This is a genomic window from Simiduia curdlanivorans, from assembly GCF_030409605.1.
Lineage (GTDB): Bacteria > Pseudomonadota > Gammaproteobacteria > Pseudomonadales > Cellvibrionaceae > Simiduia > Simiduia curdlanivorans.
Map to the genome: position 1 here is coordinate 1520107 of NZ_JAUFQG010000004.1, position 21209 is coordinate 1541315.

Annotated in this window: 20 protein-coding genes; 13 read left to right on the plus strand and 7 right to left on the minus strand. The window is 53.5% G+C overall.

Going from position 1 to position 21209, the window contains the following annotated elements; translation table 11 throughout:
* Positions 1–3 precede the first annotated feature (3 nt).
* The 3 genes from QWY82_RS06825 to prsK form a co-directional block, all read right to left on the minus strand.
* The gene (locus QWY82_RS06825; RefSeq protein WP_290260813.1) at positions 4–438 is read right to left on the minus strand and encodes a fibronectin type III domain-containing protein; all 435 of its coding nucleotides are present in this window, start codon (positions 436–438) and stop codon (positions 4–6) included.
* Positions 439–598: 160 nt separating this feature from the next.
* Positions 599–1960, minus strand: coding sequence for a PEP-CTERM-box response regulator transcription factor (gene prsR / locus QWY82_RS06830; protein WP_290260814.1), 1362 nt, complete (start codon positions 1958–1960; stop codon positions 599–601).
* A 15-nt stretch (positions 1961–1975) separates the two neighbouring features.
* Positions 1976–4033 (minus strand): XrtA/PEP-CTERM system histidine kinase PrsK, encoded by a 2058-nt coding sequence (gene prsK / locus QWY82_RS06835; RefSeq protein ID WP_290260815.1) that lies wholly within the window; start codon positions 4031–4033, stop codon positions 1976–1978.
* Positions 4034–4343: 310 nt separating this feature from the next.
* Between prsK and QWY82_RS06840 the strand changes: the two genes are divergently transcribed.
* Positions 4344–5231, plus strand: a complete 888-nt coding sequence (locus QWY82_RS06840) for a sugar nucleotide-binding protein (RefSeq protein WP_290260816.1) — start codon at positions 4344–4346, stop codon at positions 5229–5231.
* A gap of 127 nt (positions 5232–5358) precedes the next feature.
* On the opposite strand, the gene fabB is transcribed toward QWY82_RS06840, so the two are convergent.
* The 3 genes from fabB to QWY82_RS06855 all read right to left on the minus strand — a co-directional run bounded on the left by fabB (position 5359) and on the right by QWY82_RS06855 (position 8281).
* Positions 5359–6570, minus strand: a complete 1212-nt coding sequence (gene fabB / locus QWY82_RS06845; protein ID WP_290260817.1) for a beta-ketoacyl-ACP synthase I — start codon at positions 6568–6570, stop codon at positions 5359–5361.
* A gap of 119 nt (positions 6571–6689) precedes the next feature.
* Positions 6690–7214 (minus strand): 3-hydroxyacyl-[acyl-carrier-protein] dehydratase FabA, encoded by a 525-nt coding sequence (fabA, locus tag QWY82_RS06850; RefSeq protein ID WP_290260818.1) that lies wholly within the window; start codon positions 7212–7214, stop codon positions 6690–6692.
* 104 nt (positions 7215–7318) lie between these two features.
* Positions 7319–8281, minus strand: coding sequence for a polyprenyl synthetase family protein (locus tag QWY82_RS06855; protein WP_290260820.1), 963 nt, complete (start codon positions 8279–8281; stop codon positions 7319–7321).
* A gap of 221 nt (positions 8282–8502) precedes the next feature.
* Here QWY82_RS06855 and rplU point away from each other — a divergent pair, with 221 nt between their 5' ends.
* The 4 genes from rplU (at position 8503) to proB (ending at position 11640) form a co-directional block, all read left to right on the plus strand.
* Positions 8503–8814: a 50S ribosomal protein L21 gene (gene rplU, locus QWY82_RS06860; protein ID WP_290260821.1), complete on the plus strand. Its 312-nt coding sequence runs from the start codon at positions 8503–8505 to the stop codon at positions 8812–8814.
* A gap of 18 nt (positions 8815–8832) precedes the next feature.
* Positions 8833–9093, plus strand: a complete 261-nt coding sequence (gene rpmA / locus QWY82_RS06865) for a 50S ribosomal protein L27 (RefSeq protein ID WP_290260822.1) — start codon at positions 8833–8835, stop codon at positions 9091–9093.
* Positions 9094–9221: 128 nt separating this feature from the next.
* A complete protein-coding gene (gene cgtA, locus QWY82_RS06870; RefSeq protein ID WP_290260823.1) occupies positions 9222–10436 on the plus strand; it encodes an Obg family GTPase CgtA in 1215 nt (404 codons plus the stop codon).
* Positions 10437–10503: 67 nt separating this feature from the next.
* The gene (gene proB / locus QWY82_RS06875; protein ID WP_290260824.1) at positions 10504–11640 is read left to right on the plus strand and encodes a glutamate 5-kinase; all 1137 of its coding nucleotides are present in this window, start codon (positions 10504–10506) and stop codon (positions 11638–11640) included.
* 327 nt (positions 11641–11967) lie between these two features.
* Here proB and rpsT read toward each other — a convergent pair whose 3' ends face one another.
* Positions 11968–12234, minus strand: a complete 267-nt coding sequence (gene rpsT / locus QWY82_RS06880; protein ID WP_290260825.1) for a 30S ribosomal protein S20 — start codon at positions 12232–12234, stop codon at positions 11968–11970.
* Between the two features lie 172 nt (positions 12235–12406).
* Between rpsT and QWY82_RS06885 the strand changes: the two genes are divergently transcribed.
* The 8 genes from QWY82_RS06885 to lspA all read left to right on the plus strand — a co-directional run bounded on the left by QWY82_RS06885 (position 12407) and on the right by lspA (position 21205).
* On the plus strand, positions 12407–13621 hold the full coding sequence (locus QWY82_RS06885) for a cyclic di-GMP phosphodiesterase (RefSeq protein WP_290260827.1): 1215 nt from the start codon (positions 12407–12409) through the stop codon (positions 13619–13621).
* Positions 13622–13951: 330 nt separating this feature from the next.
* Positions 13952–15463 (plus strand): murein biosynthesis integral membrane protein MurJ, encoded by a 1512-nt coding sequence (murJ, locus tag QWY82_RS06890; protein ID WP_380736644.1) that lies wholly within the window; start codon positions 13952–13954, stop codon positions 15461–15463.
* Positions 15464–15473: 10 nt separating this feature from the next.
* Positions 15474–15776 (plus strand): DUF3144 domain-containing protein, encoded by a 303-nt coding sequence (locus tag QWY82_RS06895; RefSeq protein WP_290260831.1) that lies wholly within the window; start codon positions 15474–15476, stop codon positions 15774–15776.
* Entirely contained in the window at positions 15769–16086 is a 318-nt protein-coding gene (locus QWY82_RS06900; protein WP_290260832.1) for a DUF3301 domain-containing protein, read from the plus strand. Before QWY82_RS06895 ends, QWY82_RS06900 begins: the two co-directional genes overlap by 8 nt.
* Positions 16087–16211: 125 nt before the next feature.
* Positions 16212–16838 (plus strand): BamJ family beta-barrel-assembly machinery protein, encoded by a 627-nt coding sequence (gene bamJ, locus QWY82_RS06905; protein ID WP_290260834.1) that lies wholly within the window; start codon positions 16212–16214, stop codon positions 16836–16838.
* A gap of 79 nt (positions 16839–16917) precedes the next feature.
* A complete protein-coding gene (gene ribF / locus QWY82_RS06910) occupies positions 16918–17862 on the plus strand; it encodes a bifunctional riboflavin kinase/FAD synthetase (protein WP_290260835.1) in 945 nt (314 codons plus the stop codon).
* 42 nt (positions 17863–17904) lie between these two features.
* Entirely contained in the window at positions 17905–20709 is a 2805-nt protein-coding gene (gene ileS, locus QWY82_RS06915; protein ID WP_290260836.1) for an isoleucine--tRNA ligase, read from the plus strand.
* 1 nt (position 20710) lies between these two features.
* Positions 20711–21205, plus strand: a complete 495-nt coding sequence (gene lspA / locus QWY82_RS06920; RefSeq protein ID WP_380736642.1) for a signal peptidase II — start codon at positions 20711–20713, stop codon at positions 21203–21205.
* Positions 21206–21209: the final 4 nt, after the last annotated feature.

The following is a 21209-nucleotide window of genomic DNA, read 5'->3' on the forward strand; positions in this document are numbered from 1 at the left end:
TTGTTAGTTGAACGGCGTAACCTTTGCGAATTGGCTGTACAGGCCATTTACATCAAAAACCGCGACTTGAAATTCATAGAGACCTTCGAGGTTGGCGAAGGTGTGAGATTCAATTTTATTGTCTTCATAAAGAATGTAGGTGTACTCAGCTTGTCCTTGTTTGCGGTAGCGCACTTCGTAACCGCCAATCTCATTAATGCTAATTGGCTCCTTGTTTTCTCGCTCTGTAGGTGGGTTCCAGATTAACAGTACTTGCCCACTCACCCAGCCATCGGTTGGCTCGGGTGTTGGGGTTGGCGAGGGTGTAGGTGTTGGCGAGGGTGTAGGCGTTGGCACCGGTTCTACACCAGGGACATAGGGATTCTTTGCGCCACCGCCGCAAGCGCTGGTGAGCGCAATGAGGGTGAGTAGTGTTGCGAGTGAGTACCTATATCGCATTTTGTATCAGTTTTCCGCACATCGTTATGACGCAGGGGAATGTGCCTGTCGGCCATGGCTTTGGCAATGGATTTAGGCGCCAAATCGATAAAGTGTGACAGATCTCTAGTGGTTGTAAGCTTTTTCGACAGTGTGTTGTCTTGAGGTTAATTAAATTGGCCTAGGTAGAGGTAATTGTAATGTCATGCTTTTTTATTAGGTCGTAAAATGTCGGGCGAGTGATGCCTAACAGTTTCGCCGCGGTGGAGATGTTGTTATCGGTCATGCATAGGGCGCGGGTTATTGCGGCCTTCTCTGCATCGTTGCGCACCTGGCGCAAATTCAAACTCAGCTCAGCTTCTTGGCACAGGCCTAGATCGTCGCAGTTGATCATTTTGCTATCGGCCATAATCACCGCGCGTTTTATTTTGTTTTCCATTTCGCGCACATTGCCAGGCCATTCGTAAGCCTCTATGGCGGCGATGGCGTCGGTGGTGAAATCGGTGATCACTTGCTCGTGCTCTTTGGCAAATTGGCGCTTGAAGTGGCGTGCTAGCAGTACTTTGTCGCCATCGCGTTGGCGCAGTGGCGGTATGTCGATGGTGATTTCGCTGATTCGGTAGTAGAGGTCTTCGCGGAAGGAGCCGGCCGCCACCATGTCTTTGAGGTTTTTATTGGTGGCACAAATTACTCGCACATCGACGCTAATTTCAGTTCTGCCTCCCACCCGCTCGATCACGCGCTCCTGTAAAAAGCGCAGTAATTTAGCCTGTAGATTGTGGGGCATATCGCCAATTTCATCGAGGAATAGGGTGCCGCTGTTGGCGGTTTCTATTTTGCCGAGGGTTTGTTTGGCGGCGCCGGTGAAGGCGCCCTTCTCGTAGCCGAACAGTTCGCTCTCAATTAAATTTTCGGGCACGGCGGCACAGTTAATGGCGACAAAGCGTTGGTCGCTGCGCGGGCTGAGCTGATGGATGGCGCGTGCCATGACTTCCTTGCCGGTGCCGCTTTCGCCCAGCAAGCAGCAGGTGACGTTGGCCGGGGCAATTTTTTCCAGCGTGCGGCAAATCTTCAGCATGGCGGGGTCGTTGGTGAGCAGGCCTTCCAGCGGCTGTTGCCGTTGGGTTTGCAGGCGCCGGTTTTCTTGCTCTAGGTGGTGAATGTGAAAGGCGCGCTGAACAATGAGGTCGAGGGAATCTGGGTCGACCGGTTTTTGATAGTAGTCGTAGGCGCCCATGCCGATCGCGGCGATGGCGTGCTCTTGATCGGTTTTGCCGGTCATCACAATGATTTTAGTGGTGGGCGATATGCGCAAAATTTCCTGTACGCATTTAAAGCCTTCGGCGGTGCCATCTGGATCGGGGGGTAGGCCGAGGTCTTGGATGATGACGGCTGGCTCGTGTTTTCTTACCGCAGTGCTGGCGTCGTCTCGGGTTTCAGCGAAGACGGTTTCATATTGGTCGAAATGCCAGCGCAATTGATTTTGCAGGCCGCGGTCATCTTCGACGATCAGCAATATGGGTTTGTCTTCGGGTTTGTTCATCTTGGCCTTGCTTCCCTAGCTTGCAAAAGGTGTGGGTTCTAATACCGGCAGGGTGAAGGTGACTTTTGTGCCCTTGCCGACTTCTGAGAATACATCCAACGTTCCATCGAGTTCTTTTATGTACTCGCGGGATAGGTATGCACCAATGCCCATGCCCTTGCCCGATTTGGTGGTGTCAAAGGGTTTGAATAGGCGGTTGTTGATGAAATCCCAATCCATGCCACAGCCGGTATCTTGTATGGTGATGCAGGCGGTGTTGTTGTCGACGCCGAGTGTAACATGCACGCCGCCATCTTCGTCGGTTGCATCGAGTGCGTTTTTGATGAAGTGGCTGATGGTCATGACTAGACGCACTTCATCGGCGTGAATGGTATGGGTGACTTTATCTAATTGGCTGGTCAGTTGTTGCTTGCCCGAGCGGCATTCTTCTATTGCTTGACGCACGGCATCGGTGATTTTAATTTCTTCGATCAATTCATTTTTGCCGCGCTTTAATTTTTTCAATAGGTTGCGCATGCGCTCGACCGAGCTATCGATAGTGCTGATGGCGTCGTCGAAAAAGGCTGGGTTGTGTTTATGTTTTTCGGCGTTCTTTACCACCAGAGCTTGCTGGGCAATTAAGTTATTGAGGTCGTGGATAATAAAGGCCACAAGCTTATTGTAGGTGTCGAATTGGCGGTTCTCCGCTAGCTGCTCAGATTGCTGGTGCAGCTTCAGGTAGCTGGCCAACTGCCGGCCGGTGGTTTTGAGTAGGTCTAAATCTTCCCAGGTTAATAGGCTGCTTGTTTGCGGTTCACTTAAGGCCATAAAGCCAATCAATTCTTTGCCGGCAATGAGCGGGAAAATAAGCCAAAGCTCGTGAATGTTTTCTGCCCACAGTGGCAATAACTCGTTGTGCTGGCTGAGTGTTTGATTATCTTTGGCTGCGGGAAAATAAATCCATTCAGCCTCCAGCATATTTTTACAGAAGGGGCTGTTGGCCGGCTCTTTGGCGAGATGCAATTGGCTGTTAATCGAGAGCTGAAACACCGGCACAAATTGGTCCGATTTGCGTATCCAAAGTGCACCGCCTAAGGCTTTAGTAATGGATGCGGCGGCGAGAAACGCGCGTTCGTTCGCCTCTTCTTCATTGGCCGGCAGGGCTAAAAAATTAATGAGCCGAAGCCATTCGCTGCGGTAATCGTACTTATGGCGAAATAGGTGTTTATTAATTTGCACCGACAGGCGTGCCCGTAAGCGCGAGCTCATCAGCAGCGTGACAATCATTAACGTGGCGGCAATAAGCACTAAGCTGTAAACCACCGAACCCCAGTTGCCGCCGTAGATGCGTACATAGTAGCCGCCGAGTGAGAGCACCATAAACAAACTGCCCACCGCCACCAGCGAGGTGGTGTAGAAAGCTATAGGGCGCGACAGCACGAGGTTTGCCGGCAGCGGCCCCTGTTGGCCCAGTACTTGGCTGCCAAGCGCGATAAATAAGCACACGCCTATGGACACGGCGGCGCGAGATTGCCACAGCAAGGGGTCGTATTCTTGGAAAATGATCGCGTGGCTATAGAGATACACGTCGTATAAAAACAGTGCGCCAAGGCTTAGGGTAATTAATTTATTTTGCCGGTTATTTTCTGTGGCGTAGCGATAGGCTTGCTCGACACAGACGAGACAGGCGACCGACAGCAGCAGCGCCACCCAAGTAGAAAAGTGATACAGCGGCTCGAACTCAGTGATTGCCGAAAGCAGTACTAGCCCCGTGGCCGGCCAGCTAATAGCGAACAGCACGTTCAAGCTGGTGGGGAGTTTGTGCCGGTTGGTGCGGGTGAGCATGTGGCGCAAGGCGAGTGCCCAGGCGGCAAAATGTAGGCACTCGAGCACTAAAATATAGTAGGGCGAAATCGCGAAGTTGCTAAAGGTGAGGGCAATGGCGACTAAGTTAGCGCCGTGGATAACCGCCGCGCCGCCAAAGCCGAGTAGCTGGGGGTTTTTGCGTCGGCCGGCAAATAATACCCCAGCTAGCACCCAAGCTAGAATGGCGGCACATAAAAAGGCCGTGAGCGATACTTGTGAAAACTCCATTATGTGTGTCGTCCGTGAAGCAAGGGCTTAGGTCTGTTACCGCTCATTGGGTCGACGCTGCTAGGCGCTGGTTTTGGCGCTCGCGAGGCCCAGTAAAATGTTAACGGCTTTGATCGCAGGCCCTAGTCTAACGGGTCTTGGCATTTGTACAAATGCCGAAGAGCCGAACTATAGTCAATTCGGGCACCGGATGGGCCGATGTGGCGGCTAATCTTCCCAATTGGTGACCTGAGTCTCGTCAAGCGGGTCTCGGGCGAGTAGAGTATCTCTACTTTCATTATTTTATCGGTAGCGTGTTTCCCTCTTAACTATGGCCATTAATATTCTGCTAACGGACACTTCCTCCCCTTTAGGTATTGGCCTGAGAAATAAGTTCGAGTCCACAACATTTCGTTTTGTTGCCGAGCATCCAGCCGAGCTGAGTTGGCGCGATGAGTCGCAAGTGCGCGAATACCTAGCCGAAGTCAAACCGCATCTCGTGCTTAACACCATCGGCTGGGGCGAGGGCACGGCGATTAAGCCCGATTTGTTAGCCGACGGCGCCGAGTGTTTGGGTCGGTGTTTGGCCGGATCGTCGGCCTCGGTGTTACACCTGTCGAGCTACCGGATTTTTCATGGCGAGGGCAAGGTCAGCCACACCGAGGCGGATGTGCCGAAGGCGGCAAGCGATTTGTCCAAGGCTTTCGCCCAGGCTGAGTCTGCGATCTTGGGCGCGCTTCCCTCGTCTTTGGTGTTGCGTTCGAGCTGGGTGCTGTCCACCGAGGGCGGCAGTTTGCTGGCTCGGTTGCTGGCCGATTTTGAAGCCGGTCGGTCGACAGTTATCAGCGAGCATTGGCGCGGTACGCCGGTAATGGTTAGCGATGTGGTGCGCGCGGTATACGCGGTTACCCAGCAAATTATTTACGGTGCCAACAACTGGGGCGTGATGCATTTCGGCAGCAGCGATGTGTGTTCTGAGTCGGTATTTGCTCACAAGATTCAAGACATGGTGCAAGCGGAGACCGGACGGCTGTTGCAGTTGGAGGCCATTGAAACGGAAACCGACAACAGTGCCGTGTTAGAGGTTAGGCGTTTGCGCGATTGCTTTGGATTGCAGCCGAGAAGCTGGCGCCAAGGCTTGCGCCCCGCTGTGCGGCGCTGGTTAGATCGGCGCGGCTTGCTCGCCGAAGTGGATTCTGCGGTGGTGGAAAATGACTAGGCTGCGCTGGGTTACTTAGCTGTTGGTTTTAGGTGTTGAGCTTAGATGTTCAGCTAAATGTTAATAATTAGATTTTCGAGCATAAAAAAACCCGCTGCTGCGGGTGTTTTTATGTAGCGGGTATTGCTTAGTCTAGCTTTTCGAACACGAGGCAGGCATTGGTGCCGCCGAAGCCGAAGCTGTTCGACATGGCGCGCTTAATAGCCACTTCTTTGCGCTCGGTTAAAATGTTTAAGCCCTTGGCCGCTTCATCTAGGGCCGCGATATTGGCGCTGGCGCACAAAAATTTGTTTTCCATCATCAACAAGCAGTAGATGGCTTCTTGAACACCGGTGGCGCCTAATGAGTGACCGGTGAGGGATTTGGTCGAGCTGATGGCTGGTGACTTGTCGCCGAACACGGCTTGAATCGCGCCCAGCTCGGCCATGTCGCCCACGGGGGTGGAGGTGCCGTGCGAGTTGATGTAGTCGATGTCGCCATTGACAGTAGACATGGCCATCTTCATGCAGCGCTGCGCGCCTTCGCCCGAGGGCGCAACCATGTCGTAGCCGTCAGACGTGGCGCCGTAGCCAACCAGTTCTGCGTAAATTTTCGCGCCGCGGGCTTTCGCGTGCTCGTATTCTTCTAGCACCAAGCAACCACCGCCACCGGCTATCACAAAGCCATCGCGCTCGGCGTCGTAGGCGCGCGAGGCTTGCTGTGGGGTTTCGTTGTACTTGGTAGACAAGGCGCCCATGGCATCGAACAGCGCGGTTAAGGTCCAGTGCTCTTCTTCGCCGCCGCCAGCAAAGACGATGTCTTGTTTGCCCATCTGAATCAATTCCATCGCATTGCCAATGCAGTGTGCGCTGGTGGCGCAGGCAGAGGAGATGGAGTAGTTGTAGCCTTTGATTTTGAACGGCGTGGCCAAGCAAGCCGATACCGTCGAACCCATGGTTTGGGTGACGCGGTAGGGGCCAACGCGCTTGATGCCTTTCTCGCGGGCAATGTCGGCGGATTCAACTAAATTGGCCGACGAGGCGCCACCAGAGCCCATGATCAGGCCAGTGCGCTCGTTCGATACCTGCTCTTCGCTCAGCTTGGCGTCTTCGATCGCCTGCTTCATGGCCACGTAGGAGTAGCCGGCAGCATCGCCCATGAAGCGCAAGGTTTTGCGGTCTATGTGTTCTTTCAGGTCTATATCAACAACGCCAGCCACTTGGCTGCGAAAGCCCATGTCCGCATATTCTTGCTTGAAGCGAATGCCTGAACGGCCTTCGCGCAGAGCCTCGACAACGGATGCTTTGTCAGTTCCGATGCAGGAAGTGATGCCTAAGCCGGTAACTACTACGCGTTTCATAAGTGACCTCTGATTGAAGTTAGGTCGAGCCTCGTCGAAAGGTGCGAGCGCTCGATCTGGCAATTATCGCACAAGAGTGCGATAGCTGCTTTTTGGATTGCCAATGCAAATGGATATTATTAGAAGGCGTCTGTGTTGCCAAATAAGCCGACGCGTAGGTCTTTGGCGAAATAAATGTCTTTGCCGTCAACGGATACGCGACCATCGGCGATGCCCATGATCAGTTTGCGCTCGATCACGCGCTTTAAGTTAATGTGGTAGGTGACTTTCTTCGCCGTGGGTAGAATCTGGCCGGTAAATTTCACTTCACCTGAGCCCAGCGCACGTCCGCGACCGGGGTTGCCTTTCCAGGCGAGGAAGAAGCCCACTAGCTGCCACATGGCATCTAAGCCGAGGCAGCCTGGCATGACCGGGTCGCCGGGGAAGTGGCAGTCGAAAAACCAGAGGTCTGGATTGATATCCAGCTCGGCGACAATTTCACCTTTACCAAACTCACCACCTTCGGCCGCGATATGCACGATGCGGTCGAGCATCAGCATGTTGGGAATGGGTAGTTGGGCGTTGCCCGGGCCAAACATGCGGCCATGGCCACACTCGAGTAAATCGTCGCGTGTGTAGGCATTCTTTCTGTCAGCAGGGATCATATATCGCCTTTCTTCGTGGTGGGGCCAAAGCCCAGTCTGCAAAGCCCGCCATTCTACCGGCTGAGGAGTGGTTGTCTAGCCTAGATCTTAGGCTAAACAGCGGGTCAATGGTCGCGGGCTACGCTGAAATTGGCCAGATCGACCAAGGCCTGTTTATAGCTGGAGTCGGGTAAAACAGCCAGCTTGGCTATCGCTTGTTGGGCTTGATGCTTGGCTGCATCTAGGGTGTAGGTGGAGCCGCCGGTGGCTTTTACCACGGCCAGTACTTGGCCGAGCAGGCTGGCGTCGCTGCTGCGGATAGCCTGCGCGATCAGCGCTTTTTGCTCTGCGTCACCGAGAGCCATAGCGCGCAATAGCGGCAGTGTGGGTTTGCCTTCGGCTAAGTCGTCGCCGACGTTTTTGCCCAGTGTGGCGGCATCGCCTTCGTAATCTAGGGCGTCATCGACCAGTTGGAAGGCTAGGCCTAGGTGATAGCCATAGGCTCTTAGTTGTTCTTGAGTGTCTTTCGGTGCGCCGGCGAGTAGTGCTGCTGATTCACAGGCAGCTTCGAATAGTGCCGCAGTCTTTTTGTGAATGACGGTGTAGTAGTCGGCTTCGCTAATGTCTGGGTTTTTGGCATTGACCAGCTGCTGCACTTCCCCTTCGGAAATGACGTTGGTGGTATTGGCAAGGATGTTCATGATTTCCATGCGCCCGATGCCGACCATCATCTGAAAGGCGCGCGAGTAGAGGAAGTCGCCCACCAGCACCGAGGGCGCGTTGCCCCATTGGGCGTTGGCGGTGGGGCGGCCACGGCGCAGGGCCGATACATCCACCACGTCGTCGTGCAGTAGCGTGGCGGTGTGGATAAATTCGATAATGGCGGCCAGGTCGAGCCGCGCGGCTTGCTTGTAGCCCAGCGCGTTGGCGCAAAGCAGCACCAGTAGTGGGCGCAAGCGCTTGCCGCCTGCTTCTACTAAGTAGTGGCCGATATTCTCCACCAGCCCGACATCTGAGTGCAGCTGCTTGATGATAAGTTGGTTGACCTGCTCGAAATCAGCGGCAACGGCTTTGTGGAAAGACAACATAGAAGTTTCACTTTGCAGGTCTGGGCGGATCGCATGCTAGGCAGGGCGAGTGGGGGTGTCAAGGTTAGTGAAGAAGTATGACATAAGGAGGTTGCGGTTAGTTGGTCGATGAAGTAGAATCGCGCACCCTGAAATTGCACACGACGCAAGTTGATAAAATGCAAGCCTGACAATAGGTGCGCTACTTCGTGTCGTCCAGTTTTGTGAATTGGAGCGGAAATATGTACGCAGTATTCGAAAGCGGTGGTAAGCAGCACCGTGTGATCGAGGGTGAAACCCTTAAGCTAGAAAAGATCGAAGTTGCCACTGGCGGCAAGATCGAGTTCGACAAAGTGCTATTGGTTGCCAATGGCGACAAAGTTTCTTTGGGTGAGCCTGTTGTTAAAGGCGCACTGGTTACCGCAGAAGTTGTAAGCCACGGCCGTGCTGACAAGGTAAAAATTGTTAAGTTCCGTCGTCGTAAGCACTCGATGAAGCGTCAAGGTCATCGTCAGTGGTTCACCGAAGTTAAAATCACTAGCATCAAAGCTTAATTAAAGGAGTATTGACTCATGGCTCACAAAAAAGCTGGCGGTAGTACCCGTAACGGTCGCGATTCCGAAAGTAAACGTCTTGGCGTAAAGCGCTTTGGCGGTCAGGTAGTATTAGCAGGTAACATCCTGGTTCGTCAGCGCGGAACTCGTTTCCACGCAGGTGAGAACGTTGGTGTTGGCAAGGATCACACCTTGTTCGCCAAGGCTACCGGTGAAGTGAAGTTTGAAGTAAAAGGCGCTAACAACCGTAAATTCGTCAGCATTATTCCTGCTGCCTAATTTCGGCGTATAGCTCTTGGTTTTACGGAAAGCCCTGTCGTCCGCGATGGGGCTTTTTGCGTTTTAGTCTTTATGTAATTTTTCAGCTGTAGGCTGGCAAATACCGCCCATTGCGGCAGGAGTAACGTGTGAAGTTTGTTGATGAGGCGCCCATTTTTGTAGCCGCCGGTAAGGGTGGTAACGGCTGTCTGAGCTTTCGCCGTGAAAAATTTGTCGAAAACGGTGGCCCAGATGGCGGCGACGGCGGCGATGGCGGCAGTGTGTATTTGGAGGGCGATGCTAGCCTCAATACCTTGATCGACTATCGCTACCAGCCCAAATATCGCGCCGCCGATGGCGAGAAAGGTCGCCCGGCTCAGTGCACGGGGGCTAAAGGTGACGACGTTATTTTAAAGGTGCCGGTGGGCACCACGATTATCGATGCCGAAACCAACGAAATTTTGGGCGACATCAAGGCCGCTGGCGAGCAGTTGATGGTGGCGCACGGTGGTTGGCACGGCCTAGGTAATTTGCGCTTTAAGAGCTCAACGAACCGCGCGCCGCGCAAGACCACGCACGGCAGCGAGGGCCAGCAGCGCACCTTGAAGCTGGAGTTAAAAGTGCTGGCCGATGTGGGCTTGCTGGGGCTGCCCAATGCGGGCAAGTCGACCTTTATTCGCGCGGTTAGCTCGGCCAAGCCGAAGGTGGCTAACTATCCGTTTACCACGCTGGTGCCGAACCTAGGTGTGGTAAAGGTGCAGGCGCACCGCAGTTTTGTGGTGGCGGATTTACCCGGTTTAATTGAGGGCGCCTCTGAGGGTGCCGGCTTGGGTATTCGTTTTTTGAAGCACTTAACCCGTTGCCGGGTACTGTTGCACCTTGTGGATATGGCGCCTTTTGATGAGTCTAACCCCACAGAAAATGCACTGGCTATTGCCAAAGAGCTAGATGCCTTTAGCCCTACACTAGCTGAGCGCGAGCGCTGGCTGGTGCTTAATAAGGCCGATTTGCTGCCCGAGGAAGAGTTCAATGCCCGTTGCGATGAGCTCATTGAGGCGATGGATTGGCAGGGCCCGGTATTTAAAATTGCCGGTATTAATCAGCAGGGCACTGAAGAATTAGCGGGCCGCTTGATGGATCACTTGGAAGCTGTTTGGGAGGCTGAAGAGGAAGATCCCGATAAGGCTGAGGCCGAGCTTCAAGCGCAGGAGCAAATGCAGCGCGAGGCGCGCGAGCGCATTGCCGAATTGCGCGAGCGCTACCACGCACGCAAGGCCGAGCGCAAAGCGGCGGGCGAAGATGGTGGCGATGACGACGATTGGAATGAAGATGACTACGACGTCGAGTTTGTCTATGAGCCCTAGCGCTTTGCGGCATAGCGCAGGAAGAATTTCGCAACGTCCATTCACAACAATATAGGGAAGGAGTTTCATGGATACCAGTGGTAAACGCACTGAAATCGTCAATAAACAACGTTGGGTTGTAAAGATTGGCAGCTCGCTGTTAACCAATAATGGCCAGGGTTTAGATAGACCGGCTATTGCGGGATGGGTTGAGCAAATGGGTCGTTTACGGGCACAGGGTATCGAGCTTGTGTTGGTGTCTTCCGGTGCTGTAGCGGCCGGTATGCGGCGCCTGGGCTGGACCACACGGCCCCATGAAATGCATAAGTTGCAGGCGGCTGCCGCGGTAGGTCAGATGACCCTTGTGCATAATTACGAAAAAGAATTTCTCAAATACAACCTTCAAACCGCGCAAATTTTGTTGGTGCACGACGATCTCGCCTCGCGCGAGCGCTACCTCAATGCTCGCTCCACCATAAACACCCTGATTGAGTTGGGTGTGGTGCCGGTGGTGAACGAAAACGACACGGTTATCACCGAAGAAATTCGCTTTGGCGACAACGATACCTTGGGCGCCTTGGTGGCCAACTTAGTGGAAGCCGACGTGCTGATTCTGCTCACTGACCAAGACGGCATGTTCGACGCCGATCCGCGCTCCAACCCCAATGCGAAGATGCTCAACCGCTTGCCTGCCTCAGACGAGCGTTTAGATGCCATGGCCGGCGACGGCGGTGCTTTGGGTCGTGGTGGCATGGTGACCAAGGTGCGGGCGGCGCGTTTGGCGGCGCGCTCGGGCACGCATACCGTGATTGTGGGTGGGCGTATCGATAATGTGATCGACCGTCTATCGAAAGGTGAGGAATTGGGCACGCTTTTATTGGCCGATGAGGAGCCGAAAACGGCGCGTAAGAATTGGCTGGCCGGGCACCTGCAGACCTGTGGCGAATACATCATCGACGATGGCGCAGCCCATAGTTTGCGCACTCAGGGTTCCAGTTTGCTGCCGGTGGGCGTGACGGGGGTGTTTGGCACCTTCAACCGGGGCGACATGGTGCTGTGCTTGGATTCCGAGGGCAACGAGGTGGCGCGCGGTTTGTCGAACTACAGCGCCCTCGACTCGCGTCGCATTGCGGGCCTGCCCAGCGACGAAATTGAAGGCGTATTGGGTTATGTGGATCAGGTGGAGCTTATTCACCGAGATAACTTGGTGTTAAGTTTGATTTAGGGTTTGGATAAGCTACAGGCTACAGGCTACAGGCTACAGGCTACAGGCTACAGGCTACAGGCTACAGGCTACAGGCTAAAAGCGGTAAGTTGGCAGAGATGCCCCGCCTTTTTTCTAACAAAAAGCCTCCTTAAAGGGGGCTTTTTGTTGCCTTAGATAAAGTGGGAGGCCACACTTTTTGCAGCTTGCAGCTTGCAGCTTGCAGCTTGCAGCTTGCAGCTTGCAGCTTGCAGCTTGCAGCTTGCAGGGTCCGGCCGTCCGGCTTGGTTCAGGCATAAAAAAACCGGCTTGCGCCGGCTTTTTTAGATCATCACAAAAACGTTCAAATTAAGCAGCGAGTGCTTTGATTTGCGCGTTTAAGCGGCTCTTATGACGAGCTGCTTTGTTCTTGTGAATGATGCCCTTGTCCGCAATGCGGTCAAGAACAGGTACAGCTGCGGCAAAAGCCGTGGTAGCTGCAGCGTGATCACCAGCTTTGATCGCTGAGAGCACTTTTTTCAAATATGTGCGCGTCATGGAGCGCAGGCTGGCGTTGTGCTTACGAGCCTTCTCGTTCTGACGAGCACGTTTTTTAGCTTGGGGTGAATTAGCCACCGTATTGCTCCTGTGAATAACTTGGTACAAATCTAGGACGCGACATTATGCTCATTTTCAAAATGATGTCAACATCGATTTGGCTTTTGGCGTTTTGATCAACCCGGCACTAGGCTTAGTTGGTTGGTGATATTAATCAGATGGGTGGTAGTTGTTGATGGGCAAGCTTGGTATGCAGAAGATCCCCAAGCAGATGTTGCAGAAAGGGATGTTTATCGAGGAGTTTTGCGGCTCGTGGATGGAGCATCCCTTCTGGCGCAGCCGCTTCGTGCTTGCTTCGGATGACGATCTCGCGCGCATCTTGCAGAGCTCGATTACCGAGCTGTGGATCGATCCTACAAAGGGCTTGGGTCTATCCGACGCTGAAGCGCGCGCCCTGCCGGCGGTCGAAGAGCCAAACTTGGAGCAATTGGCGGCATCTGAGGCTAAGGCCAAGCCGCAGCGGGTTTCAATGGGCGAGGAGTTGGCTCGAGCTCGTAAAATTTGTGATAGGGCGCGCTCTGCCGTTGAGCAGATGTTTTCCGAGGCGCGTATGGGTAAGGCGGTGGACGCCGAGCACTGCAAGGCGATGGTGGAGGAGATATCCACCTCCGTTAGCCGCAACCCCGGGGCTTTAATCAGTTTGGCGCGCTTGAAGACCGCCGATGAGTACACCTATATGCACTCGGTTGCCGTGTGTGCACTTATGATTGCGCTGGCGCGAGAGCTTGCCTTGCCCGAGGATCAAGTGAAGGAGGCTGGCCTGGCGGGGCTGCTGCACGACATGGGCAAGGCGCTGATTCCCATGTCGATCCTCAACAAGGCTGGTAAGCTGACCGACGCAGAGTTTGATATCGTCAAACAGCACCCGAAGAAGGGCTATGAGTTGCTGGTGGAGGCGGGCAATGCGAGCCAAGAGGTGATGGATGCCTGTTTGCATCACCATGAAAAAACCGATGGCAGTGGCTACCCGCACAAGCTGCTCGACGCGGACATCAGTTTGATTGCCAAGATGACGGCAGTGTGCGATGTCTATGACGCCATCACCTCTAATCGGCCGTACAAGAAAGGCTGGGACCCGGCTGAATCGATAAAAAAGATGGCCGAGTGGAGTAAGGGGCACTTCGATGAGGCGGTTTTTCAGGGGTTTGTTAAAAGCTTAGGTATTTACCCGGTTGGCTCTTTGGTTCGCCTGCAGTCTAATCGCCTAGGTATTGTTGTGGAGCAAAGTCCTGGTGCTCTGTTGAAGCCCAAGGTGAAGGTATTCTTTAGTGTGGCAAACAACACTCGTATCGCCCCGGTCCTGCTCGATTTAGCCTCCAGCAAGGTTGATGAGAAGATCGTTAGCCGCGAGCCCACCGATAAGTGGGCTTTCAAAGACCTCGACGAGCTCTGGCAGGTTGAGTAGCGGTCGCAACCTGAGCATTTCCCCGTTAGTGGGCGCTTGCTAACTTTTCCCGATTTTGGTTTGCTGGGTTGAGCTTATTGCTTTAGTTGTCAGTTTGTATCGGCAAGGTGCACTAGGGCTAAAATCATTAGGCGCCGATTGCCTGTCTTCCCTTATCCGATGCCGACCGCCTCTGCGTTTTCCAAGCTGGTGTGTTGCCGCCGCGAATAAACCGGTAAACTCGCTGGCTTTATTTAGCGTAGAAATCTTTCCGTGAGCGATGCCCCCACACCACCCGCAGGACCCAAGGCCCAGCACGGCTTGCTGAGAGCGAGTGGTGTCGTGTCGCTAATGACCTTTATGTCGCGCATTTTAGGCTTGGTGCGCGATATCGTTTTTGCCCGCTTTATCGGCTCGGAAGCTGGCGCCGACGCCTTTTTCGTCGCTTTTAAAATCCCTAATTTCCTGCGTCGCTTGTTTGCCGAGGGCGCCTTCGCCCAGGCCTTTGTGCCGGTGTTATCTGAGTATCGGTCGAATGGCAGCCACGCCGCAGTAAAGGAGTTGATTAACGCAGTTGCCGGTTGCCTTGGCTCGGCCCTGTTTGTGTTGACGGTATTTGCCTGTGTTGCGTCACCGCTGGTGGCTTGGCTGTTTGCGCCAGGCTTCGCCGGCGATGCGCTGAAGTTTGCCCTGGTGAGCGATATGATTCGTATCACCTTCCCCTACCTGATGTTGATATCCCTCACCGGTTTTGCCGGCGCGATTTTAAATAGCTATGACCGGTTTGCCATTCCCGCGATAACGCCGGTGTTTTTAAACATCACCTTAATCTTCGCCGCGCTGGTGGCTTCCAACTGGTTTGCCGTGCCGGTGATGGCCTTGGCCTGGGGCGTGTTTGCGGCCGGCTGTATCCAGTTGGTGTTCCAGCTGCCGTTTCTTGTGCGCATGCATCTGCTGCCGGTGCCGAGCCTTGATTTTCAACACCCTGGCGTAAAGCGAGTGCTCACTTTAATGGTGCCGGCGCTGTTTGGCGTGTCGGTCAGTCAAATTAACTTGTTGCTCGATACGGTGCTGGCGTCCTTTTTACCCACCGGGTCTGTGTCTTGGCTTTACTACTCCGACCGTTTGGCCGAATTGCCGCTGGGCGTGTTTGGCGTCGCTATTGCTACGGTTATTTTGCCGAGCTTGTCGCGCCAGCACGCAGGTGTGAATAGCGAGAAGTTTTCCGCCACCTTGAATTGGTCGCTGCGCATGGTGCTCTTGATTGCGCTGCCGTCAACGCTCGCGCTGCTGCTGTTGGCGAGCCCCATTTTGACCACCCTGTTCATGTACGGCAAAACCACCGCGCAGGACATCGCCATGTCCACGGCCAGCCTGCAAGCTTATGCGGTGGGCTTGACCGCGTTTATGTTGATCAAGGTGTTGGCGCCGGGGTTTTACGCGCGCCAAGATATGAAAACCCCCGTGCGCATCGGCATTATCGCAATGGTGGCCAACATGGTGTTGAATTTGGCGTTTGTGCTGCCACTTTATTATTACTGTAATTTGGGCCATGTGGGCCTAGCTTTAGCCACCTCTGTATCGGCACTGTTGAATGCGTGGCTGTTATTTAAAGGTCTGCGTGCTAAGCAAGTGCTTACACTCGATAGCGAGTGGCTGCGGCACGGGGGGCGGATGCTGCTGGCGAATATCGCTATGGCGGCAGTTTTATTGGCAGGTTTGACTATGGCGCCATCTTGGCATGAGTTGAGCTGGTTGATGCGGGCGATGAATTTAGCCTTGTTGTGCTGCGCAGGACTCTTTGCCTATATCGCGGTGCTGACGCTTACCGGCTTGAGATTGAGACATTTACGGAATCACTGAGGATAAGAGCATGGCTCAGCAAGATGACGCCTTTTGGGCGCTGGTGGAAAAGTTTATTGAGCAGGCCAATGATGCGCCCGAGACGCTGGGTTTAACTGAGGTGGGCGGCGCCTTGCTGTGTGCAGCGGCGCGGTTTAATGCCTATGCCTTGGCGGCTAGCTCGATAGATCGCAAGTCCTTCAAGGAGGACTTTGATCAATCTTTGAGTGATTACAGTCAACAATTTAAGGCGCTGCTGGCCGAAGATTTAGCTGACTACGGTGAAAACTATAAAGTGCTGATCGGCAATAAAGACGAAGAAACTGATGCTTGAGATAACTGACCTTATTTTTATCTTCGGCATCTTTTGGTTCGGTTGGTATAGCTTGCAAGTGGCACGGCTGAAGGAGCTATCGGTCAAGGCGGTACATCGCCGCTGCGAGGAGCAGGGTGTTCAGCTGCTCGATAGCACCGTTGTGCTGCACAAGTTGAGCGTAGCGCGCGACCCCAACGGCTGGGTTCGTATTCGACGTATCTACAGTTTCGAATTTACCGCTACCGGTGAAGATCGGAATAATGGCTTGGTCAGTGTGTTGGGCAATCGGCTCGAGGCAATAGAGCTGGCGCCCCATAGAATCCACTAGGCTCGTGCCACTGACGTCGCGCCAGACCGCATCTGGCCGACCGCATCTGGCCGACCGCATCTGGCCGATCGCATCTGGCCGGTGACATCTGATAGACTGTCACCCTTTTGGATAATGGGTTTGTAATGTCTGAGTCAAATAAGTTCGATAGTGTTGAATTGCAGGTGAGCTACGGGATTGGCCGCCAGATGGGAGAGCAGTTGATGTCCAATCCGTTTGAGGGTTTATCGGCAGATGCCGTGGTTGAGGGCTTGGCAGATTTATTAGCCGGCAAACATAGCCAAGTTAACGAGCAGAACTTGCAGCAGGCATTCCAAGTTATTAGCGAGCGCATGCGTGCCAAGCAGGCCGAGCAAGCCAAGGCGGCCTCCGGTGCCGGCGAGGCTTATTTGGCTGAGAATGCCAAGCGCGACGGCGTGATCACCCTAGATTCTGGTTTACAGTACGAAGTGATTAACGAAGGCACAGGCGCCAAGCCATCGGCCAGTGCCACTGTGCGCACCCATTACCATGGCACTTTGATCGACGGCACTGTGTTCGACAGCTCCTATGATCGTGGTCAACCTGCAGAGTTTCCCGTCAACGGCGTGATTGCCGGCTGGACCGAAGCGCTGCAATTGATGCCCGTAGGCTCTAAGTGGAAACTGCACATCCCCTACCAGCTGGCCTATGGCGAGCGCGGTGCCGGTGGTGCCATTGCACCTTTTTCAGCACTGGTATTCGATGTAGAGCTGATCGATATTATCGGTTAATCGGCGTCCTGCTGGGGCGGCAGGTGCTCGGGGCTTTAGCCTGAGTTATACTGCTGCCTCGTTAAATCTGGGTTCACACGTGTCTCGTCAAGCCTTCATTCATGGTCTGCATAATCTGCGCGATAGCCATCGCGGCAGCGTGTTAACTATTGGCTCCTTCGATGGCGTGCACTTGGGGCACCAGGCGATGCTCAAACAGTTGCGCGCCAAGGCCAAGGCCTTGGAGGTGCAAGCCACGGCGATGACCTTTGAGCCCCAGCCGCACGAGTATTTTTCTGGCGAGCGCGCACCGGCACGGTTGATGCGCTTGCGCGATAAAGTGACGGCCTTATTTGACCAAGGCGTCGATCAGGTATTTTGCCTGCCGTTCAATGCCCAGTTGCGCCACTTAACCGCAGCACAATTTGTCCAGCAGGTATTGGTAGACGGGTTGGCGGTTAAATACTTGGTGGTGGGCGATGATTTTCGCTTTGGCTGCGACAGGGCTGGAGACTTTAATTTTTTGCTGGCCGCCGGCGCGCAACAGGGTTTTGGTGTGTGCAATACCAAAACCTTTAACTTAGGCGATGTGCGGGTCAGTAGTACGCGTATTCGCGAGGTGTTAGAGCAGGCTGATTTTGCCCAAGCAGAGCAGTTACTCGGCCGCCCCTACAGCATGGCTGGCAAAGTTGTGCGTGGCCAGCAGCTGGGGCGCACCATTGGTGTACCTACCGCGAATGTGCACTTGCACCGCTATCGCTCGCCACTCAATGGCGTGTTTACCGTTCGCGTTGTGATTGATGGTGCTTGTTATCAAGGTGTTGCTAACGTCGGGGTTAGGCCAACGGTGTTGGACGACGCCAAGCCGATTTTAGAAGTTCACTTGTTTGATTTTTCCGAGGACATCTACGGCAAAAGCATTCAGGTGATTTTTTGCAGCAAGCTGCGCGAGGAGCAAAAGTTTGCTTCGCTGGACGCGCTCGCCGCACAGCTTCAAGCAGATATCGAAGCAGGCAAGGCGTATTTTAGAAATACAGTAAATTAACTATTTTTTGACAATCCATTAGAAATTATTGGCTTACAAACCATGACCGATTACAAGCCCACGCTAAATTTACCGCAAACTGATTTCGCGATGAAGGCAAACCTTGCCAACCGCGAACCGCAAACACTGAAGAAGTGGCAGGACGGTAAACTTTACGACAGCATTCGTCAGGCACGCGCTGGTGCGGAAAAATTTATTCTGCACGATGGCCCGCCCTACGCCAATGGCGATATTCATATCGGGCACTCGGTCAATAAAATTCTTAAAGACATTATCGTCAAGTCGAAAACACTGTCTGGTTTTGACGCGCCCTACGTGCCCGGTTGGGACTGCCACGGCTTGCCCATTGAACACAATGTGGAAAAGAAAATTGGCAAGGCTGGCGTTAAGGTGGATGTCAAAACTTTTCGGCAAAAATGCCGCGAGTACGCTGCTAAGCAAGTGGAAGGGCAGAAGGCCGATTTTATTCGCTTGGGTGTGTTTGGCGATTGGGATAATCCCTACTTGACCATGGATTTCAAATTCGAGGCCGACATCATTCGCGCCCTGGGTCGCATTGCTGAAAATGGCCACTTGATGCGCGGTTTTAAGCCGGTGTATTGGAGTGTGGTGGGTGGCTCTGCGCTAGCAGAAGCAGAAGTCGAGTATCAGGATAAAACCTCTAACTCGATTTATGTCCGCTACCCGGTGGCCGACTTGGCTGATTTGGCTAAGCGCGTTGGTACATTGCCCGGTAGCGGCAAGTTATCGGTGGTTATCTGGACCACCACGCCTTGGACCTTGCCATCGAGTCAGGCGGTGAGCGTCAACGCTGCGCTAGATTATGTGCTGGTGCAGGCGGGCGACGAGCGCATCATTGTTGCCGAGGCTTTGTATGAGGCGGTGATAAAACAAATCGAGTTAGCGCAGGCCGATGTGCTATTGCGTTTTCAGGGCAGCGCGTTAAATCAGCTGCAGCTATCGCATCCCTTTTATGAGAAAAATTTACCGGTCATTTTGGGCGATCACGTAACCACGGATGCCGGTACCGGCTGTGTGCACACAGCACCCGATCACGGTATGGATGACTTCGTGGTCGGCAAGGCCAATGGTATAGGAACGCTAAACTATATCGACGACGCAGGTAATTACCGGCCCCAAGTTGAGTATTTTGCCGGCGACCATGTGTATAAAGTTGACGATAAAGTCATCGATTTGCTGAAGCAGCGCGAAGCGCTCTGGGCGCACAGTAAAATTACCCACTCTTACCCGCATTGCTGGCGCACTAAAACGCCGTTGATCTTCCGTGCAACGCCGCAGTGGTTTGTGAGCATGCAGCAAAATGGTTTACTAAAAAATGTTCGCGCTGCCGTGGACGGTGTTCAGTGGTTCCCCGATTGGGGGCGCGCGCGCATTGATTCCATGTTGGATTCTTCGCCCGACTGGTGTGTTTCGCGCCAGCGTACCTGGGGTGTGCCTATTGCATTGTTCGTGCATAAGGACACCCAGGAGCTGCACCCAGACACCGTAAATTTGATCGAGCAAGTGGCCAAGAGAGTTGAGCAGTCCGGTATGGATGCTTGGTTTGATCTTGAGCCGAAAGAGTTGCTTGGCGCCGATGCGGAAAATTACACCAAGGTGTTAGATACCCTCGATGTATGGTTCGACTCGGGCGTGACGCATCACGCGGTACTAAACCGTCGCGACGATTTACAGTATCCAGCAGACCTCTATTTAGAGGGTTCGGATCAGCATCGCGGTTGGTTTCAGTCGTCGATCAAAACGGCTGTGGCCATTAATGGCACTGCACCTTATAAAGCTGTTTTGACCCATGGTTTTACCGTGGACGAAAACGGCCGCAAGATGTCCAAATCTATCGGCAACGTTATTCCACCGCAAAAAGTGATGAACGACTTAGGTGCCGACGTGTTACGCCTGTGGGTGTCGGCGACGGATTTCAGCACAGAAATGAGTGTGAGCGATGAAATATTGCGCCGCACTGCTGATTCCTATCGCCGCATTCGCAATACGGCGCGTTTTATGTTGTCCAACCTCACTGGTTTTGAGCCAGCTGAGCACGCCGTGGCTATGGATGATTTGTTGGCGCTAGATCGCTGGGCGGTAGAGCGCGCTGCTGAATTGCAGGGCGAGATTTTAAAGGCTTACGATAAATACCAGTTTCACCAGATCTATCAAAAGTTACATAACTTTTGTGTGGTGGATATGGGCGGTTTTTACTTGGATATCATTAAGGATCGCCAGTACACCACGCAAGAGAATAGCTTAGCTCGTCGCTCTGCCCAGACGGCTTTGCATCACATAGTTGAAGCCTTCGCTCGCTGGATAGCACCTATTTTAAGTTTCACCGCCGATGAAATGTGGGAATTTATTCCCGGCGAACGCACCGAGTCTGTGTTTGTCGCCAAGTGGTATGACTTCCCCAAGGCCAGTTCAGCTAGCCTGCTAAGTAAAGCGGAATGGCAACAGGTTGCGGCGGCAAAGAATGCTGTCAATAAGGTGCTTGAAGAGCGACGTGCCGCCGGTGAACTCGGCGCCTCGCTTTCGGCAGAGGTTTCTCTGTTCGCAGTGGATGAGCTGGCAGCAACCTTAATGAAATTAAAAAATGAGCTTCGCTTTGTTTTGATCGCGTCGCAAGCTGACTGCCAACCCTTAGCGGCGGCTACTGATGTTGCCCAGGATACCGAGGTGAAAGGCCTTAAGGTAATTGCCATTAAATCGCAGCAACCTAAGTGTGCGCGCTGTTGGCATTTCCGCGCCGATGTGGGTGCTAATGCCGAGCACCCAGAGTTGTGCGAGCGCTGCGTTGATAATGTGACCGGTTCTGGTGAGGAGCGCCACTTTGCTTAATTTGAATAAGTCGGGTTTTCTCTGTTTGATATACCTGCTGGCCGCAGTTTTTGTTGGCTTAGATCAAGTGACAAAAGCGATGGCAACTGAGCATCTTAGCTACGGTCAGCCGGTGTATGTGACGGCGTTTTTTGATTGGACCTTGTTGCACAACCCTGGCGCGGCTTTTAGTTTTCTGAGCGACCAAGGTGGTTGGCAGCGTTGGTTTTTCACCGCCATCGCCGCCGTCGTGAGTGTGGTGCTTGTGGTGTGGATTGCCAAACTAGGGGTCGCCAATCGCTGGGAGTCGACAGCCTTGAGTTTGGTGCTGAGTGGCGCAATAGGTAATTTAATTGATCGCGTTCAGTTTGGTTATGTGGTGGATTTTATTTCGCTGCATTACGAGGATCATTATTGGCCGGCGTTCAATATTGCCGATAGCGCCATTTGCGTCGGCGTGGTCATGTTACTGCTCGATATGTTGCGCCCTAAGCCTGAAGCTAAAACTGCTGAGTAAATTG

Excerpts from the sequence above, each read along its gene's own strand:
- QWY82_RS06825 (WP_290260813.1), bottom strand. The coding sequence starts at position 438 with ATGCGATATAGGTACTCACTCGCAACACTACTCACCCTCATTGCGCTC.
- prsR (WP_290260814.1), bottom strand. The coding sequence starts at position 1,960 with ATGAACAAACCCGAAGACAAACCCATATTGCTGATCGTCGAAGATGAC.
- prsK (WP_290260815.1), bottom strand. The coding sequence starts at position 4,033 with ATGGAGTTTTCACAAGTATCGCTCACGGCCTTTTTATGTGCCGCCATT.
- QWY82_RS06840 (WP_290260816.1), top strand. The coding sequence starts at position 4,344 with ATGGCCATTAATATTCTGCTAACGGACACTTCCTCCCCTTTAGGTATT.
- fabB (WP_290260817.1), bottom strand. The coding sequence starts at position 6,570 with ATGAAACGCGTAGTAGTTACCGGCTTAGGCATCACTTCCTGCATCGGA.
- fabA (WP_290260818.1), bottom strand. The coding sequence starts at position 7,214 with ATGATCCCTGCTGACAGAAAGAATGCCTACACACGCGACGATTTACTC.
- QWY82_RS06855 (WP_290260820.1), bottom strand. The coding sequence starts at position 8,281 with ATGTTGTCTTTCCACAAAGCCGTTGCCGCTGATTTCGAGCAGGTCAAC.
- rplU (WP_290260821.1), top strand. The coding sequence starts at position 8,503 with ATGTACGCAGTATTCGAAAGCGGTGGTAAGCAGCACCGTGTGATCGAG.
- rpmA (WP_290260822.1), top strand. The coding sequence starts at position 8,833 with ATGGCTCACAAAAAAGCTGGCGGTAGTACCCGTAACGGTCGCGATTCC.
- proB (WP_290260824.1), top strand. The coding sequence starts at position 10,504 with ATGGATACCAGTGGTAAACGCACTGAAATCGTCAATAAACAACGTTGG.
- QWY82_RS06885 (WP_290260827.1), top strand. The coding sequence starts at position 12,407 with ATGCAGAAGATCCCCAAGCAGATGTTGCAGAAAGGGATGTTTATCGAG.
- murJ (WP_380736644.1), top strand. The coding sequence starts at position 13,952 with ATGACCTTTATGTCGCGCATTTTAGGCTTGGTGCGCGATATCGTTTTT.
- QWY82_RS06895 (WP_290260831.1), top strand. The coding sequence starts at position 15,474 with ATGGCTCAGCAAGATGACGCCTTTTGGGCGCTGGTGGAAAAGTTTATT.
- QWY82_RS06900 (WP_290260832.1), top strand. The coding sequence starts at position 15,769 with ATGCTTGAGATAACTGACCTTATTTTTATCTTCGGCATCTTTTGGTTC.
- bamJ (WP_290260834.1), top strand. The coding sequence starts at position 16,212 with ATGTCTGAGTCAAATAAGTTCGATAGTGTTGAATTGCAGGTGAGCTAC.
- ileS (WP_290260836.1), top strand. The coding sequence starts at position 17,905 with ATGACCGATTACAAGCCCACGCTAAATTTACCGCAAACTGATTTCGCG.